This window comes from Streptomyces sp. NPDC058008, from assembly GCF_042886395.1.
Taxonomy (GTDB): Bacteria; Actinomycetota; Actinomycetes; order Streptomycetales; family Streptomycetaceae; genus Streptomyces.
Genome location: NZ_JBHVQX010000021.1, coordinates 87934 through 102017, shown reverse-complemented (window position 1 = coordinate 102017; position 14084 = coordinate 87934). Strand labels below are relative to the sequence as shown.

Sequence of the window (14084 nt, the reverse complement as noted above, 5' to 3'; positions counted from 1 at the left end):
CCGATGAACAACGAGGAGTGTGAGCGGGACAGTTCGCCGCACCAGTGGGCGACGGGTCAATAAGACCATTGTCTGTGAACCGAGTCAACAGAAGCAATCTTGTGAACCGACGGCGCCGCGCTGTCGGTATGCTCACCCCCACACAGCATCGACACCGATGCGCGGAACGGGAGACAGCCCAGTGCCGGATAGCTCGACAGAGGTGACCGCGGCCGGAATCGCCAGGCTCGCGGGGGTGGGCCGCGCGGCCGTCAGCAACTGGCGCCGCCGGCACGCCGACTTCCCGAAACCTGTCGGGGGCACCGAGGCCAGCCCCTCCTTCGCGCTCTCCGAGGTCGAGCACTGGCTGCGCGACCAGGGCAAGCTCGCCGAGGTCCCGCTGCGCGAGCGGGTCTGGCAGCAGCTGGCCGGCCACCCCGACGGGGCCGTCACCGCCCTGGTCCACGCGGGGTGCGCGCTCCTGCTCGTCCGGGACAGGCCCAGCGCCTGGCTGGAGATCACCGCCGTCTCGGACGCCCGGATGGCCGGTGTGCTGCCGGGCGCCCTGGACCACGTACTGGCGGACCGCTTCGGAGCGGAGCGGGCCCTTCCCACCCCCACGGCCTCCGCTCTCCTGCCGTCCGTGCCGCTGCTGCGCGCCGTGGCCGAACTCGCGGCGGAGACCGGCGCCCGGCAGGCCTTCGACTTCCTCTTCGGCCGCCAACTGGACGCCAACCCGCGCCAGTACACGCTCACGCCGCCCGGCCTCGCCGAGCTCATGGCGGACCTCGCGAAGCCGGCCGGGGGCGCCGCCCGGCGAAGCGGCGGACCGGGCTCCCCCACGGTCCTCGACCCGGCCGCCGGAACCGGGGCCCTGCTGCGCGCCGCGGGCCGGCCCTCCGCGCTCTACGCGCAGGAGGCCGACCCCGACCTGGCGGCGCTCACCGCGCTCCGCCTCGCCCTGCACTCCGCGGCGGGCGGGGCCGACGGTCCCGCGCTCGCGGTGCGGACCGGCGACACCCTGCGCGGCGACGCGTTCCCCGGACTCACGGTGGACGCGGTGCTCTGCCACCCGCCGTTCAACGAGCGCAACTGGGGCCACGACGAACTGGCCTACGACCCGCGCTGGGAGTACGGCTTCCCCGCCCGCACGGAGTCCGAACTCGCCTGGGTCCAGCACGCCCTCGCCCATCTGCGGGAGGGCGGCACCGCCGTGCTGCTGATGCCCCCGGCCGCCGCCTCCCGCCGATCGGGCCGCCGGATCCGCGCCGACCTGCTGCGCCGCGGCGCCCTCCGGGCCGTCATCGCGCTCCCGGCCGGCGCCGCACCCCCGTACGGCATCCCGCTGCACATCTGGGTCCTGCGCAAACCGGGCGCCGAACTGACCTCCACGCCCGAACTGCTCGTCGTCGACGCGGCGGACCCCGAGACCTCCGGCGCCCCGGCCGGCCGCGACCGGCTCGACTGGCCCACGGTCCGCGACGCCGTACTCGACGCGTGGACCCCCTTCGACGCGCCGGGACGCCGCGACCCCGTCGAGGAACGCCCCGGCACCAGCCGCGCCGTGCCCGTCATCGAACTCCTCGACGACGACGTGGACCTGGCCCCCGCCCGCCATCTGCCGCCACCGGCCGGCGGCGGCGGCGCGGCCGAACTGGTCCGTGTGCGGGAGCGGCTGGACGAGACCCTGAAACTGACCGCCCGGCTCACGCCCCCGCCCGCCGCCCCCTGCGACACGGTCCGGCGGCCCTTCACCACGGTCGGTGAACTGGCGCGCGCGGGGGCCCTGCACCTGCGGACCGGGTCCGGAGCCGGCCACGGCGCGGTGCCGGTGCTCACCGAGCACGACGTCCTGGCCGGCACGGCCCCCAGCGGTACGCCCTCCACGCAGGCCGCGTCCCCGGAGGACGAGCCGCTCCTGCTGGAGGCGGGCGACGTCGTCGTGCCGGTGGTCGGCGGCGGTTCGGTCGCCAGGGTCGTCGACGAGGCCACCGCGGGCGCCGCACTCGGCCGCAACCTCCAGCTGCTGCGGCCCGACCCGGCCGCCCTCGACCCCTGGTTCCTCGCCGGTTTCCTGCGCGGCACCGCCAACAACCGGCAGGCCAGCAGCTACGCCTCCACCACCACCCGGCTCGACGCCCGCCGCCTCCAGGTGCCGCGCCTTCCGCTGGCCGAACAGCGCACGTACGGTGAACAGTTCAGCGCGCTCGCCGCGTTCGAGGACGCCCTGCGCACGGCGGGGCGCCTCGGCGGGCAGCTGGTGCAGGGGATGTACGACGGCCTCACGGACGGTTCGATCGCTCCGAAGTGACGTGAAGCACAACGGTTGTGCACAACCGAGGACCGGTTGTCCGTGTCGGTGTATACGCTCACTGCACACGTCCGATCCACGCCCGGGAGCAGCACATGCACGGCTACGGCTATCCGCCGGAGCAGCAGCCGACGCGTCGTCCGTCCTCGTCCACCCTGGTGACGCTGCGTGTGGTCTTCGTGGCTCTCGCGCTGCTGAGCTGCGGATTCCTCGCCTGGGCGGCCATGCTGCGGCTGGCGATCGTCACCCGTAAGCGGCGCGACTGGTGGATGTTCGGTCTCGTGCTGGCGCTGAACACGGGGCTGATCATGTACCTCGGGTCGCTGCCGGAGGAGGACGACGTGCTGACCGACGGTCAGGCGATCGTCATGCTGACCTGGATGCTGGTCACCTTCGTCGGCACGGTCACCTACTACCTGTACACGGAGATACGGCACTTCGGTCCGTACGGCGGCCCGCCGGCCAACCCCTACGCGGCGCCCTTCGCCGGCCCGTACGGCGGCAACCCGGGGGCGCCCACGTTCCCGTCCGGGGGATACGCCTCGCGGGCCACCGTGCCCGACCCGCCCGTGGCCGGCACTCCCGCGTACGGCTACCCGTCCGCCCCGGGGCAGGGCCCCGGCCCGCGGCAGGGTCCGACGCCGCCGCCCGCGGCGCCGAGGCCCCCCAAGCCCCAGCGCCTGGACCAGGTGCGCGCCGAGCTCGACGAGCTGAGCGACTACCTCCGCAAGGAGGGTGACGGGCGGTGAACGGGCGCGTCATCGCCGGGCGTTACGCCCTGGCCGCCCTTCTCGGCCAGGGCGGCATGGGGCAGGTCTGGACGGCGTACGACCAGCGCCTCGACCGCAGGGTCGCGGTGAAGCTGCTGCGCCCCGACCGGGTCGCGGGCCCCTCCGGCAGCGAGGCGGCCGACGAGCTGCGCCGCCGGTTCGTCCGCGAGTGCCGGGTCACCGCGCAGGTCGACCACCCCGGCCTCGTCACGGTCCACGACGCGGGGAGCGACGGCGAGGACCTCTACCTCGTCATGCAGTACGTCGAGGGTGCCGACCTCGCCGACCACCTCGCCGAGCACGACCCCTACCCGTGGCCCTGGGCCGTCGCGGTCGCCGCCCAGCTCTGCGCGGTGCTCTCCGCCGTGCACGCGGTGCCGATCGTCCACCGCGACCTCAAGCCGCGCAACGCGATGGTCAGGCCCGACGGCACCGTCACCGTGCTGGACCTCGGCATCGCCTCCGTCATGGACACCGACACCACCCGCCTGACGCACACGGGCTCACCGATCGGTTCCCCCGCCTACATGGCCCCCGAGCAGGCGATGGGCGGCGCCGTCGGCCCGTACACCGACCTCTACGCCCTCGGGGTGCTCCTGCACGAACTCCTCAGCGGCGACGTGCCGTTCGCCGGGTCCACCGCCCTGGGGGTCCTGCACCGCCACCTCTACGAACCGCCCCTCCCGGTCCGCCAGCTCAGGCCCGAGGTCCCCGCCGCGCTCGAAGCGGTCGTCCTGCGGCTGCTCTCCAAGGACCCCCAGCACCGTCCCGCCTCCGCCCAGGAGGTCTACGAGTCCCTGAGGCCCCTGCTGCCCGCCGGCGGCGCGCCGGCCGGCCCCCTGGACCCGACCAGGCCCTTCCTGCGCCCGCACGCCCCCTGGCCCGACCGGGCCGCCGTCCCCGCGCCCGCGCCCGCCCCCGTACCGCCGCCCGCCGCGCCCCGGGAGGCGCCCGCCCGGCCGAACGTGGCGCAGGCCGTCGACGACGTGAAGCGGCTGCTCGGGGAGGGCCGCATCACCCAGGCCGTCGACATCCTCGGCGGGATCCTGCCCGCCGCGGCACTGGAGCACGGCGAGCACTCCCCGGTCGTGCGGATCCTGCGCAAGCAGTACGCGGCGACCCTGATGGACGACGGCCAGTACCGCCGCGCCCTGCCGGAGCTCCGCCGCCTGGCGGACGACCGCGCGGCGGAGGCGGGCCCCGCCGACCCCCGGACGCTCCAGTTCCGCTACGACGCCGCGCAGTGCCTGGAACAGCTCGGCGAGGCGACCGCCGCGCTCGCCGAGTACCGCGCGGTCCTTCCCCACTACGAGAACGGCTACGCCGCCTCCGACGGCCCCGGCCGGGCCTTCGACATCCGCCGGCGGATCGCCCACCTCCTGCTCGGGATGGGCGACCACCACGCGGGCCGCGCCCAGCTCCAGGCCCTCCTGTACGACACGGAGCGCGCCTACGGCCCGCACCACCCGCTCCCCACGGAGCTACGCCGCCAGCTGACCCACCACCAGGACGTACGCGGCTCGGTGTGAGGCGCCCACCGGCCGAAAAGGGCGGAACGGAAGGGATTTCGCCCCCGACCCCACACTGACCGGTCCGGAAATCGTTGGTCGAAGCAGTGGCCCGAACCACGTCCACTGCCTAACATCGATCACCGCAAGGCTTTGTGCACTGATGCACAAACTCTCCCCGGGAGGCTCCTTTGCACCGCCGACGTCGCACCGCGCTCGCACTCACCGCCGCCACGCTCGTCGCGGCACCTCTCCTGACCGCCTGCGGCGGCGCGGCCCACCCCGGTGCCGCGGCGGTGGTCGGCGGCGACCGGATCGACGTGGCCACGGTGCAGGCGCAGGCGGCCGACGTGCGCAGCGCGCAGCAGGAACCGGGGCGGTCCGCGGAACTGGTCACGAAGTCGGGTCAGCTGATCCGCGTCAAGCTGTCCGGTCTGATCTTCGGCCGGGTCCTGGACCGGGCCGCGAAGGACGCCGGGGTGAGCGTCAGCCGCAAGGAGATCCAGCAGATCCGCAGCACCGCCGCCGCGCAGTCCGGCGGGGAGCAGGGGGTGCGGACGCTGATGCTGGAGCAGCGCTGGGTGGCGCCCGGCCAGATCGAGGCGAGCCTGCGCCAGGAGGTCCAGCTCCAGAAGCTGGCCCAGGCGCTCGGCGCCGACCTCCAGAGCCCCGCGGGGGTGCAGGCCGTCGGGGAGGCCCTCACCGGGGCGTCGAAGGCGCTGCGCATCGACGTCAACCCGCGCTACGGCGCCTGGGACAACCAGAAGGTCCAGCTCAGCACGTACCAGGCGCCGTGGATCACCCAGGTCACCCCCGTGCGCGGCCAGGACCCCGAGGCGGGCGCCTGACCCCCGCCGCCCGGGGGTAGGTTCGGGGGTGTGAACGCTGAAGACCCCGGCCGTATCGTCCTGCTCACCGCCAGCCACCGGGTCGCCCCCGGTCTGCTGTCCTGGCCCGCCTGGCAGACACTGCACGCGGCCGACCGGGTCCTGTGCTCCGAGCGGGAGCACCCGCAGCTGCCGTACCTGGCGGAGGCGGGTGTCGCCGTCGGGCACGGGGTGCCCTCGGCCGAGGAGCTGGTGGACGACTGCGCGGGCGGCCGGACCGTCGTGGTGCTGGTGGGCGGCGAAGGAAACCAGCCACTCACCGACGGCCTCGCGCGGCTCGGCGGTTCGGGCCGGGTGCGGATGCCGGACCTGGAGCTGCTGCCCGGTTCGTACGACCTGCCCGGCGCGCGCCTCCTGGACCTGGTCCAGGTCATGGACCGGATCCGGCTCGAATGCCCGTGGACCTCGCAGAAGACGCACGAGGGCCTCGCGAAGTACGCCATCGAGGAGTCCTACGAGCTGGTCGAGGCCATCGAGGACGGCGACCGCGCGGAGGTGCGCGAGGAGCTCGGCGACGTACTGCTCCAGGTCGCCCTCCACGCGCGCATCGCGCAGGATGACCCGGAGGAGCCGTTCGGTATCGACGACGTCGCCGCCACGCTCGTCGAGAAGCTGATCCACCGTCATCCGCACGTGTTCGGCGACGAGACCGCCGAGACGCCGGAGGACGTGCACGCCCACTGGCTCCGTACGAAGGCCGTCGAGAAGCAGCGGGAATCGGTCACCGACGGGGTGCCGCTCGGGCAGCCCGGTCTGGCGCTGGCGGCCAAGCTGGGCGGCAGGGCCCGTACGGCGGGTCTCGAGGTCGCGCTCCCCGGGGGCGAGGGGGTCGGTCACCGGCTGCTCGCCCTCGCCGTGGAGGCCGAGCGGGACGGTGCGGACCCGGAGGCCGCCCTGCGGGCCGCCGCCCGCGCCTACCGGGACGCGATCCGGGCGGCGGAGGGGCTCGCGACCGCTCCCGATAGCGTCGAGGAGTGAACGACAGCTCTGAGACCGCCTCCGCGCCCGCAGCACCCGAACTCTTCACCTGGGAGTTCGCCACCGACCCCTACCCCGCCTACGCCTGGCTCCGTGAGCACAGCCCCGTGCACCGCACGTCGCTGCCCAGCGGGGTCGAGGCCTGGCTGGTGACCCGGTACGCCGACGCCCGGCAGGCCCTCGCCGACACCCGGCTCTCCAAGAACCCGGCCCACCACGCGGGGTCCGCGAGCGCCAAGGGCAAGACGGGCATTCCGGGGGAGCGCAAGGCCGAGCTGATGACGCATCTGCTCAACATCGACCCGCCGGACCACACCCGGCTGCGCCGGCTCGTGTCCAAGGCGTTCACCCCGCGCCGGGTCGCGGAGTTCGCGCCCCGCGTGCAGGAGCTGACGGACCGCCTCATCGACGGTTTCGCCGGGAACGGCGAGGCCGACCTCATCCACGACTTCGCGTTCCCCCTCCCCATCTACGCGATCTGCGACCTCCTGGGAGTGCCGCGCGAGGACCAGGACGACTTCCGCGACTGGGCGGGCATGATGATCCGGCACGGCGGCGGACCGCGCGGCGGGGTCGCCAGATCGGTCAAGAAGATGCGCGGGTACCTCGCCGAGCTCATCCACCGCAAGAGGGAGAACCCCGGTGACGACCTCATCTCGGGGCTGATCCGGGCGAGCGACCACGGCGAGCACCTCACCGAGAACGAGGCCGCGGCGATGGCCTTCATCCTCCTGTTCGCCGGTTTCGAGACGACCGTGAACCTGATCGGCAACGGCACCTACGCCCTGCTGCGCGATCCCGCCCAGCGTGAGCGCCTGGAGCGCTCGCTGGCGGCGGGGGAGACGGAACTGCTCGCCACGGGCATCGAGGAGCTGCTGCGCTACGACGGGCCCGTGGAGCTGGCGACCTGGCGCTACGCCACCGAGCCCGTGACGCTGGGAGGGCAGGACATCGCGGCGGGGGACCCCGTTCTCGTGGTGCTGGCCGCCGCCGACCGGGATCCGGAGAGATTCCAGGATGCGGACACCCTGGACCTCGCACGGAGTGACAATCAGCACCTCGGGTACGGGCACGGCATCCACTACTGCCTGGGGGCGCCGCTGGCGCGGCTGGAGGGCCAGGTGGCGCTCGCGACACTGCTGCGACGCCTCCCTGACCTGCGGCTCGCTGCGGAACCTGCCGATTTGCGCTGGCGCGGCGGGCTCATCATGCGTGGACTACGCACGCTTCCCGTGGAGTTCGGTCCCGGGCGCCCGCCCGGTGAAGGTGACAGATTGTCAACTCCGTGACTTTCACGTGATCTCCGCTGCATCGACTTGTGACACACGTTCGAGTAGGGCTAGGTTCACCGTTCGACTCACCCGTCACATGTCAGTCACACGGAAGGCAATCCCATGGGCTCCGCGACCGGCAGACACCGTCGCCCTCGCCAGGCACCCGCCATCGTCGTCGCCGCAGGCGTCACCGGATCGGCCATCGCCATCCCGCTGCTCGGTGCGGGCGGCGCGCAAGCCGCCGACGCGTCGACCTGGGACCGGGTCGCCGAATGCGAGAGCGGCGGCATGTGGAGTGCCGACCTCGGCAACGGCCGCTTCGGCGGCCTGCAGTTCACCGAGGACACCTGGGACGCGTACGGCGGTACGGCGTACGCCATGCGGGCGGACCTCGCGAGCCGCTCGCAGCAGATAGCCGTCGCGGAGAAGGTGCTGGACGCCAAGGGCCCGCAGGCCTGGCCCAGCTGCGCCGTGATCTCCGGGCTGGCCCTGGACGGCGTGCTTCCGGGCGTCGACCCGGGCACCGACCCGACCGCCGAGCCCTCGGACACCGCCACACCGTCCGGGACCCCCTCGCCCGAGGTGTCGGACCCGGCCGACGCGGCGGACGGCACGGACGGGGCCGACACGGAGAGCGGCACCGACAAGGACGCGTCCGGCGACACGGCGGGCAAGGGTGACGGGGCGGGCAAGGGCGGCACGACTCCGTCCGCCACGCCGTCGCCCGAGGCGTCCGAGACCTCCGGTTCCGCGAAGGGCGACGGCGCGAAGGCCGGGAAGCACCGCGGCGCGCCGGCCCCCGAGGCCAGTGCCGGAACGGACCTCGACGACAGCCGTGAGGGCGGCAGGCACGCCTCGCGCGGCGCCTCGGAGGCCCGTCAGGGCGCCGAGGGGACGTACACCGTCCAGGAGGGCGACAACCTCTGGGCGATCGCCGACGCGCAGGAGCTGCCCGGCGGCTGGCCCGCGCTCTACGAGGCCAACAAGGACGCGCTCGGCTCCGACCCGGACCTGATCCTTCCCGGCCAGAGCCTGGACCTCGGCCTCGCGTCGGACGCGCAGACGGAGACTCCCGCCGCCAGCTGATCAAATACGGGAAAACACCCCGAAAGCGGGGGCAGTTCAGAGGCCTATGTCCACTTATGCGTAAGTGAGACATGGGTCTCTTTGCTTCAACTGGTGCGCCCCGTCCGCCCGGTCCGTCCATATTGGCTCCGACCTGCGGAAATGATCCGTCCTCCCGAACCGTTACGCGCTGATTGCTCGTTATGTCCATCTTTGAATGTAGGGGTTGCGTGTGTTTACGGTCGGAGCCGCTCGCACCGCGGGCACCTTCGACCGTCACGCCGAATCCTGCCGTCGGCCGAAGGGGACCCACGCGTAAAGCGCCGTAGGCAGGAGCGGGGGACCCAGGTAGGTGCCGGACCCGGCCGTCGCGAGACGGTGAGGGTGCGGCTCGGGGTGAAGCCGTCCGCGAGTGCGGGTGGCCGGGCAACTCACAGGCCCGAACCCGACAGCTCACCTCGTAGGCGTCGGTGAGGAGAACCATGCTGCTTTCCAGCAAGGGCAAGCACCGCCGCCCGTCCAGGGCCGTCCGCATCGCGACCCTGGCCGGCGTCACCGGTGCCGCCGTCGCCGTGCCGCTGATGGGCGCGACCGGCGCCTCGGCCGCCTCCGTCGACACCTGGGACGCCGTCGCCCAGTGCGAGTCCGGCGGCAACTGGTCCATCAACACCGGCAACGGCTACTACGGCGGCCTGCAGTTCTCGCAGTCCAGCTGGGCCGCCGCCGGCGGTACGCAGTACGCCGCCCGCGCCGACCTGGCCACCAAGGACCAGCAGATAGCCGTCGCCGAGAAGCTCCTCGACCTCCAGGGCCCGGGCGCCTGGGCCTGCGCCGGTGCCGGCGGCCTGACGAACGACGGTGTGGACCCGGGCGTCGACACCGGCTCCGCGAAGAACGGCGACACGGCCCCGAAGGCCGCGCCGGAGCGCGGGACCGAGCAGCCCGCCACGCGCAGCGAGAAGCGCACGGCCCCCGAGAAGACCGTCACCACCCCGACCGGCGAGAAGGTCGAGAAGGGTGACGGCGAGTACAAGGTGAAGGCCGGCGACACCCTCAGCAGGATCGCCGGCGCCGAGAAGGTCGAGGGCGGCTGGCAGAAGCTGTTCGAGCTGAACGGCGACATCGTCGACGACGCCGACCTGATCTTCCCGGGCCAGCAGCTCCACCTGAAGTAACCGCGAGCGGTCCGGGGTCCTCCTCCGCCCCGGCGGCCCGGCCCGGCGCGCAGACCCCCCGCGCGCCGGGCCGCGGCCGTGTCAGGGCCCTGCGGGGCCGGCGTGCCCGGGGCCCTGTCGCGGGGCGCGCCGCCGGGGGTGCGCCCGGTCCTTGCGGTTACTTGCCAGTAAGATTCTGGCGCTTTGCCCGTAATGAAGGCCCTTGAGTGCTTTTTCGTCCCAGGGGACGGGCGGACGGCCGACGGAGCGGGCCGAGCCGGTTAGGCTCGTGGCGCAAGGCCACAGTGACCCTGCACAACCAGTGTCAGATCCCAGAAGGAGATGCCTCGTGCCGTCCATCGACGTCGTCGTAGCCAGGGAAATCCTCGACTCCCGGGGCAACCCCACGGTCGAGGTCGAGGTTGGCCTCGACGACGGCAGCACGGGACGTGCTGCTGTTCCGTCCGGCGCCTCCACCGGTGCGTTCGAGGCCATCGAGCTTCGCGACGGTGACCCCAACCGCTACCAGGGCAAGGGCGTCGAGAAGGCCGTCCTCGCCGTGATCGAGCAGATCGGCCCGGAGCTCGTCGGTTACGACGCCACCGAGCAGCGCCTCATCGACCAGGCGATGTTCGACCTGGACGCGACCGAGAACAAGGGCTCCCTCGGCGCCAACGCCATCCTCGGCGTCTCGCTGGCCGTGGCGCACGCCGCGTCCGAGGCCTCCGACCTCCCGCTCTTCCGCTACCTCGGCGGCCCGAACGCGCACCTGCTGCCCGTTCCGATGATGAACATCCTGAACGGCGGCTCGCACGCCGACTCCAACGTGGACATCCAGGAGTTCATGATCGCGCCGATCGGCGCCGAGTCCTTCTCCGAGGCCCTGCGCTGGGGCGCGGAGATCTACCACACGCTCAAGAAGGTCCTGAAGACCAAGGGCCTGTCCACCGGTCTCGGTGACGAGGGCGGCTTCGCCCCCAACCTCGAGTCCAACCGCGCCGCCCTCGACCTCATCCTGGAGGCCGTCAAGGAGGCCGGTTACGTCCCGGGCCGCGACATCGCGCTCGCGCTCGACGTCGCCGCGTCCGAGTTCTACAAGGACGGCGTCTACGAGTTCGAGGGCAAGTCCCGCTCGGCCGCCGAGATGACCGAGTACTACGAGGAGCTCGTCTCCGCGTACCCGCTGGTCTCCATCGAGGACCCGCTGTACGAGGACGACTGGGCGGGCTGGAAGGTCATCACCGACAAGCTCGGCTCCAAGGTGCAGATCGTCGGTGACGACCTGTTCGTCACCAACCCCGAGCGCCTCGCCCGCGGCATCGAGGAGGGCTCGGCCAACGCCCTGCTCGTCAAGGTCAACCAGATCGGTTCGCTGACCGAGACCCTCGACGCCGTCGAGCTGGCCCAGCGCAACGGCTTCAAGTGCATGATGTCCCACCGCTCCGGTGAGACCGAGGACGTCACCATCGCCGACCTCGCCGTCGCCGTGAACTGCGGCCAGATCAAGACCGGCGCCCCGGCCCGCTCGGACCGCGTCGCCAAGTACAACCAGCTGCTGCGCATCGAGGAGATCCTCGACGACGCCGCCGTGTACGCCGGGCGTTCGGCGTTCCCGCGGTTCCGCTTCGAGGGCTGACAGCCCGAGTCCGGAGCACCAGCCTCCGTCCGTCCCCGCATCCGGTCCCGTACCGTGTGCGGGGACGGACGTGCGTAACGGGGAGGCGTGAGAGATGGCCGGGAAGGACCGCGACCGGTTCTCCACCGCGACCAGGCTGCGGCTGCTCGGCGAGCAGACGGCGGCCCGTGTCTACCGGTCCCAGAACCGGCGCCAGGCCCGGCGCTCCCGGCTCACCGGCCGGGCGGCGTTCCTCGCGCTGATCGTCTGCTCCCTGGTGGTCGCCCTCGCGTACCCCATGCGGCAGTACATCTCCCAGCGCGACCAGATCGCGGAACAGGAGAGGCTCTCGCAGCAGGCGCACCGGCGGACCGAGGAGCTGCGCGACGAGAAGGCGCGGCTCAGGGACGACGCGTACATCCGCCGTCTCGCGCGCCAGCACCTCCACTACGTCATGCCCGGCGAGACCGGTTACACGGTCGTCGACCCGGACGCGGCCGAGGTGCGCCGGGGCGAGCCGGGGGCGACGGGGCGGCCCTGGCACACGAACCTCTGGGACGGCGTGGACAGCGCCGACCGCCGATGACCCCGCACCGGTGCGGGTCCGCGGGCACGTGCCGTGCCCCGGCCCCGCGCCGGTTCATACAGTCCGACCGATGACATTCAAGGCAGGCATGGACACGCCCCCTCCGCAGACCGAATCCACCACGCCCACCGCCGCGGACATCGCCGCGTTCGAGCTCCAGCTCGGCCGGCCGCCGCGCGGACTGCGCGCCATCGCGCACCGCTGCCCCTGCGGCAACCCGGACGTGGTCGAGACACAGCCCCGTCTGGAGGACGGCACGCCGTTCCCGACGACGTACTACCTGACCTGCCCGCGTGCCGCGTCCGCGATCGGCACGCTGGAGGCCAACGGGGTCATGAAGGAGATGACCGAGCGGCTCGCGACCGACCCCGAGCTGGCCGCCGCCTACCGGGCCGCGCACGAGGACTACCTCGCGCGGCGCGACGCGATCGAGGTCCTGGAGGGCTTCCCGAGCGCGGGCGGCATGCCGGACCGGGTCAAGTGCCTGCACGTCCTGGTCGGCCACTCGCTGGCCGCCGGCCCCGGGGTGAACCCGCTGGGCGACGAGGCCCTCGCCATGCTGCCCCGGTGGTGGGCGAAGGGCCCGTGCGTCACGCCGTGCGCCCCCGACGCAGGACCCGAAGCGTCCTGACCCCCGCGCGGTACCCGTACAACCACAGGAGCCCCATGACCCGCGTTGCCGCCATCGACTGCGGTACCAACTCCATCCGCCTGCTCGTGGCCGACGTGGACCCCGCAGCCGGGGACTTCGCCGAACTCGACCGCCGCATGCGGATCGTCCGGCTCGGCCAGGGCGTCGACCGGACCGGCCGGCTGGCGCCCGAGGCGCTGGAGCGGACCTTCGACGCCTGCCGCGAGTACGCGGCCGTGATCAAGGAGCTCGGCGCCGAGCGGATCAGGTTCGTCGCCACGTCCGCGTCCCGTGACGCGGAGAACAGCGACGACTTCGTCCGCGGGGTCCTGGACATCCTGGGCGTCGAGCCCGAGGTCGTCACCGGCGACCAGGAGGCGCAGCTCTCCTTCGACGGTGCCACCAAGGAACTGGTGGGCAGCGACCGCCTGGAGAAGCCGTACCTCGTCGTGGACATCGGGGGCGGCTCCACCGAGTTCGTCGTCGGCGACGACCGGGTCCGCGCCGCCCGGTCCGTGGACATCGGCTGCGTGCGGATGACGGAGCGTCACCTCGTCGTGGACGGGGCCGTCGTGGACCCGCCCACGGCGGACCGGATCGCCGCGATCCGGGCCGACATCGGCGCCGCCCTGGACCTGGCCGAGCGGACCGTGCCGCTCTCCTCGGCGGCGACCCTCGTCGGCCTGGCCGGGACGGTGACCACCGTCGCCGCGATGGCGCTCGGGCTGGAGGAGTACGACTCCGCGGCGATCCACCACTCCCGGGTCTCCGTCGAGCGGGTCAGGGAGCTCACCGAGCGGCTGCTGGCCTCGACGCACGCGGAGCGCGCGGCGATCCCCGCGATGCACCCGGGCAGGGTCGACGTGATCGCCTCCGGGGCCCTCGTGCTGCTCGCGGTGATGGAGCGCGCCGGGGCCCGCGAGGTCGTCGTCAGCGAGCACGACATCCTCGACGGGATCGCCTGGTCGACGGGCTGACCGCGGCGGGGGCGCGGGAGCGGCGGGACGCCGCTCAATCGCATTCCGGCCTGCACTTCTGAGCTTGCGGACGACCTCCCCGGACCTCTCCGGGGAGGTCTTCCGCGAGCCGCCGCGACCAAGTTCGTGAACTTCTTCACAAGGAATTCGGCCCTCCTGGGGGAAGTTCCGCCTCCGAGGGGCCGTGCGGGCGGTCCGGGGGTCCGCGCGCGGGCGGTGCCGTGAGGTTTCGGGGGTGTGGCCGGGGTGTGTCCCGGGCCGCCGGTTCGCCCCGGCCGAGGCCTCAAGGGCCAGCTCACAAGCGGTGAACAACGTTCGCCGGGACCCTGTGGTTCCCCACCCGCATCAT

Annotated in this window: 12 protein-coding genes and 1 riboswitch; all 12 genes read left to right on the top strand. The window is 73.0% G+C overall.

Annotated features, from left to right (window positions below; genetic code table 11):
• Positions 1-181: 181 nt before the first annotated feature.
• Positions 182-2290, top strand: coding sequence for an N-6 DNA methylase (locus ACFVS9_RS22095; RefSeq protein ID WP_389934702.1), 2109 nt, complete (start codon positions 182-184; stop codon positions 2288-2290).
• Between the two features lie 95 nt (positions 2291-2385).
• Positions 2386-3039 (top strand): hypothetical protein, encoded by a 654-nt coding sequence (locus ACFVS9_RS22090; RefSeq protein ID WP_389934699.1) that lies wholly within the window; start codon positions 2386-2388, stop codon positions 3037-3039.
• Complete coding sequence (locus ACFVS9_RS22085) at positions 3036-4589, top strand: protein kinase (RefSeq protein WP_383117720.1); 1554 nt, start codon at positions 3036-3038, stop codon at positions 4587-4589. The genes ACFVS9_RS22090 and ACFVS9_RS22085 overlap by 4 nt, the downstream gene beginning before the upstream one ends.
• A 170-nt stretch (positions 4590-4759) precedes the next feature.
• On the top strand, positions 4760-5416 hold the full coding sequence (locus tag ACFVS9_RS22080) for a SurA N-terminal domain-containing protein (RefSeq protein ID WP_389934696.1): 657 nt from the start codon (positions 4760-4762) through the stop codon (positions 5414-5416).
• Positions 5417-5446: 30 nt separating this feature from the next.
• Positions 5447-6433, top strand: a complete 987-nt coding sequence (locus ACFVS9_RS22075; protein WP_389934693.1) for a nucleoside triphosphate pyrophosphohydrolase — start codon at positions 5447-5449, stop codon at positions 6431-6433.
• Positions 6430-7722, top strand: a complete 1293-nt coding sequence (locus ACFVS9_RS22070; RefSeq protein WP_383117723.1) for a cytochrome P450 — start codon at positions 6430-6432, stop codon at positions 7720-7722. The genes ACFVS9_RS22075 and ACFVS9_RS22070 overlap by 4 nt, the downstream gene beginning before the upstream one ends.
• Positions 7723-7827: 105 nt before the next feature.
• Positions 7828-8793 carry a transglycosylase family protein gene (locus ACFVS9_RS22065; protein WP_389934690.1) on the top strand — a complete coding sequence of 322 codons (966 nt, stop codon included), beginning with the start codon at positions 7828-7830 and terminating at the stop codon, positions 8791-8793.
• Positions 8794-9083: 290 nt separating this feature from the next.
• A riboswitch (cyclic di-AMP (ydaO/yuaA leader) is annotated at positions 9084-9254 on the top strand.
• Positions 9255-9947 (top strand): transglycosylase family protein, encoded by a 693-nt coding sequence (locus ACFVS9_RS22060; protein ID WP_383117725.1) that lies wholly within the window; start codon positions 9255-9257, stop codon positions 9945-9947.
• 328 nt (positions 9948-10275) lie between these two features.
• Positions 10276-11562 carry a phosphopyruvate hydratase gene (eno, locus tag ACFVS9_RS22055; RefSeq protein WP_014155837.1) on the top strand — a complete coding sequence of 429 codons (1287 nt, stop codon included), beginning with the start codon at positions 10276-10278 and terminating at the stop codon, positions 11560-11562.
• Positions 11563-11656: 94 nt separating this feature from the next.
• Positions 11657-12127 carry a septum formation initiator family protein gene (locus tag ACFVS9_RS22050; RefSeq protein ID WP_383116122.1) on the top strand — a complete coding sequence of 157 codons (471 nt, stop codon included), beginning with the start codon at positions 11657-11659 and terminating at the stop codon, positions 12125-12127.
• Between the two features lie 88 nt (positions 12128-12215).
• A complete protein-coding gene (locus ACFVS9_RS22045) occupies positions 12216-12758 on the top strand; it encodes a DUF501 domain-containing protein (RefSeq protein ID WP_389934763.1) in 543 nt (180 codons plus the stop codon).
• A 35-nt stretch (positions 12759-12793) separates the two neighbouring features.
• Positions 12794-13735 (top strand): exopolyphosphatase, encoded by a 942-nt coding sequence (locus ACFVS9_RS22040; RefSeq protein WP_389934686.1) that lies wholly within the window; start codon positions 12794-12796, stop codon positions 13733-13735.
• Positions 13736-14084 lie beyond the last annotated feature (349 nt).

Coding starts and splice junctions, on each gene's coding strand:
- ACFVS9_RS22090 (WP_389934699.1), top strand. CDS start 2,386: ATGCACGGCTACGGCTATCCGCCGGAGCAGCAGCCGACGCGTCGTCCG.
- ACFVS9_RS22065 (WP_389934690.1), top strand. CDS start 7,828: ATGGGCTCCGCGACCGGCAGACACCGTCGCCCTCGCCAGGCACCCGCC.
- ACFVS9_RS22060 (WP_383117725.1), top strand. CDS start 9,255: ATGCTGCTTTCCAGCAAGGGCAAGCACCGCCGCCCGTCCAGGGCCGTC.
- ACFVS9_RS22050 (WP_383116122.1), top strand. CDS start 11,657: ATGGCCGGGAAGGACCGCGACCGGTTCTCCACCGCGACCAGGCTGCGG.
- ACFVS9_RS22045 (WP_389934763.1), top strand. CDS start 12,216: ATGGACACGCCCCCTCCGCAGACCGAATCCACCACGCCCACCGCCGCG.
- ACFVS9_RS22040 (WP_389934686.1), top strand. CDS start 12,794: ATGACCCGCGTTGCCGCCATCGACTGCGGTACCAACTCCATCCGCCTG.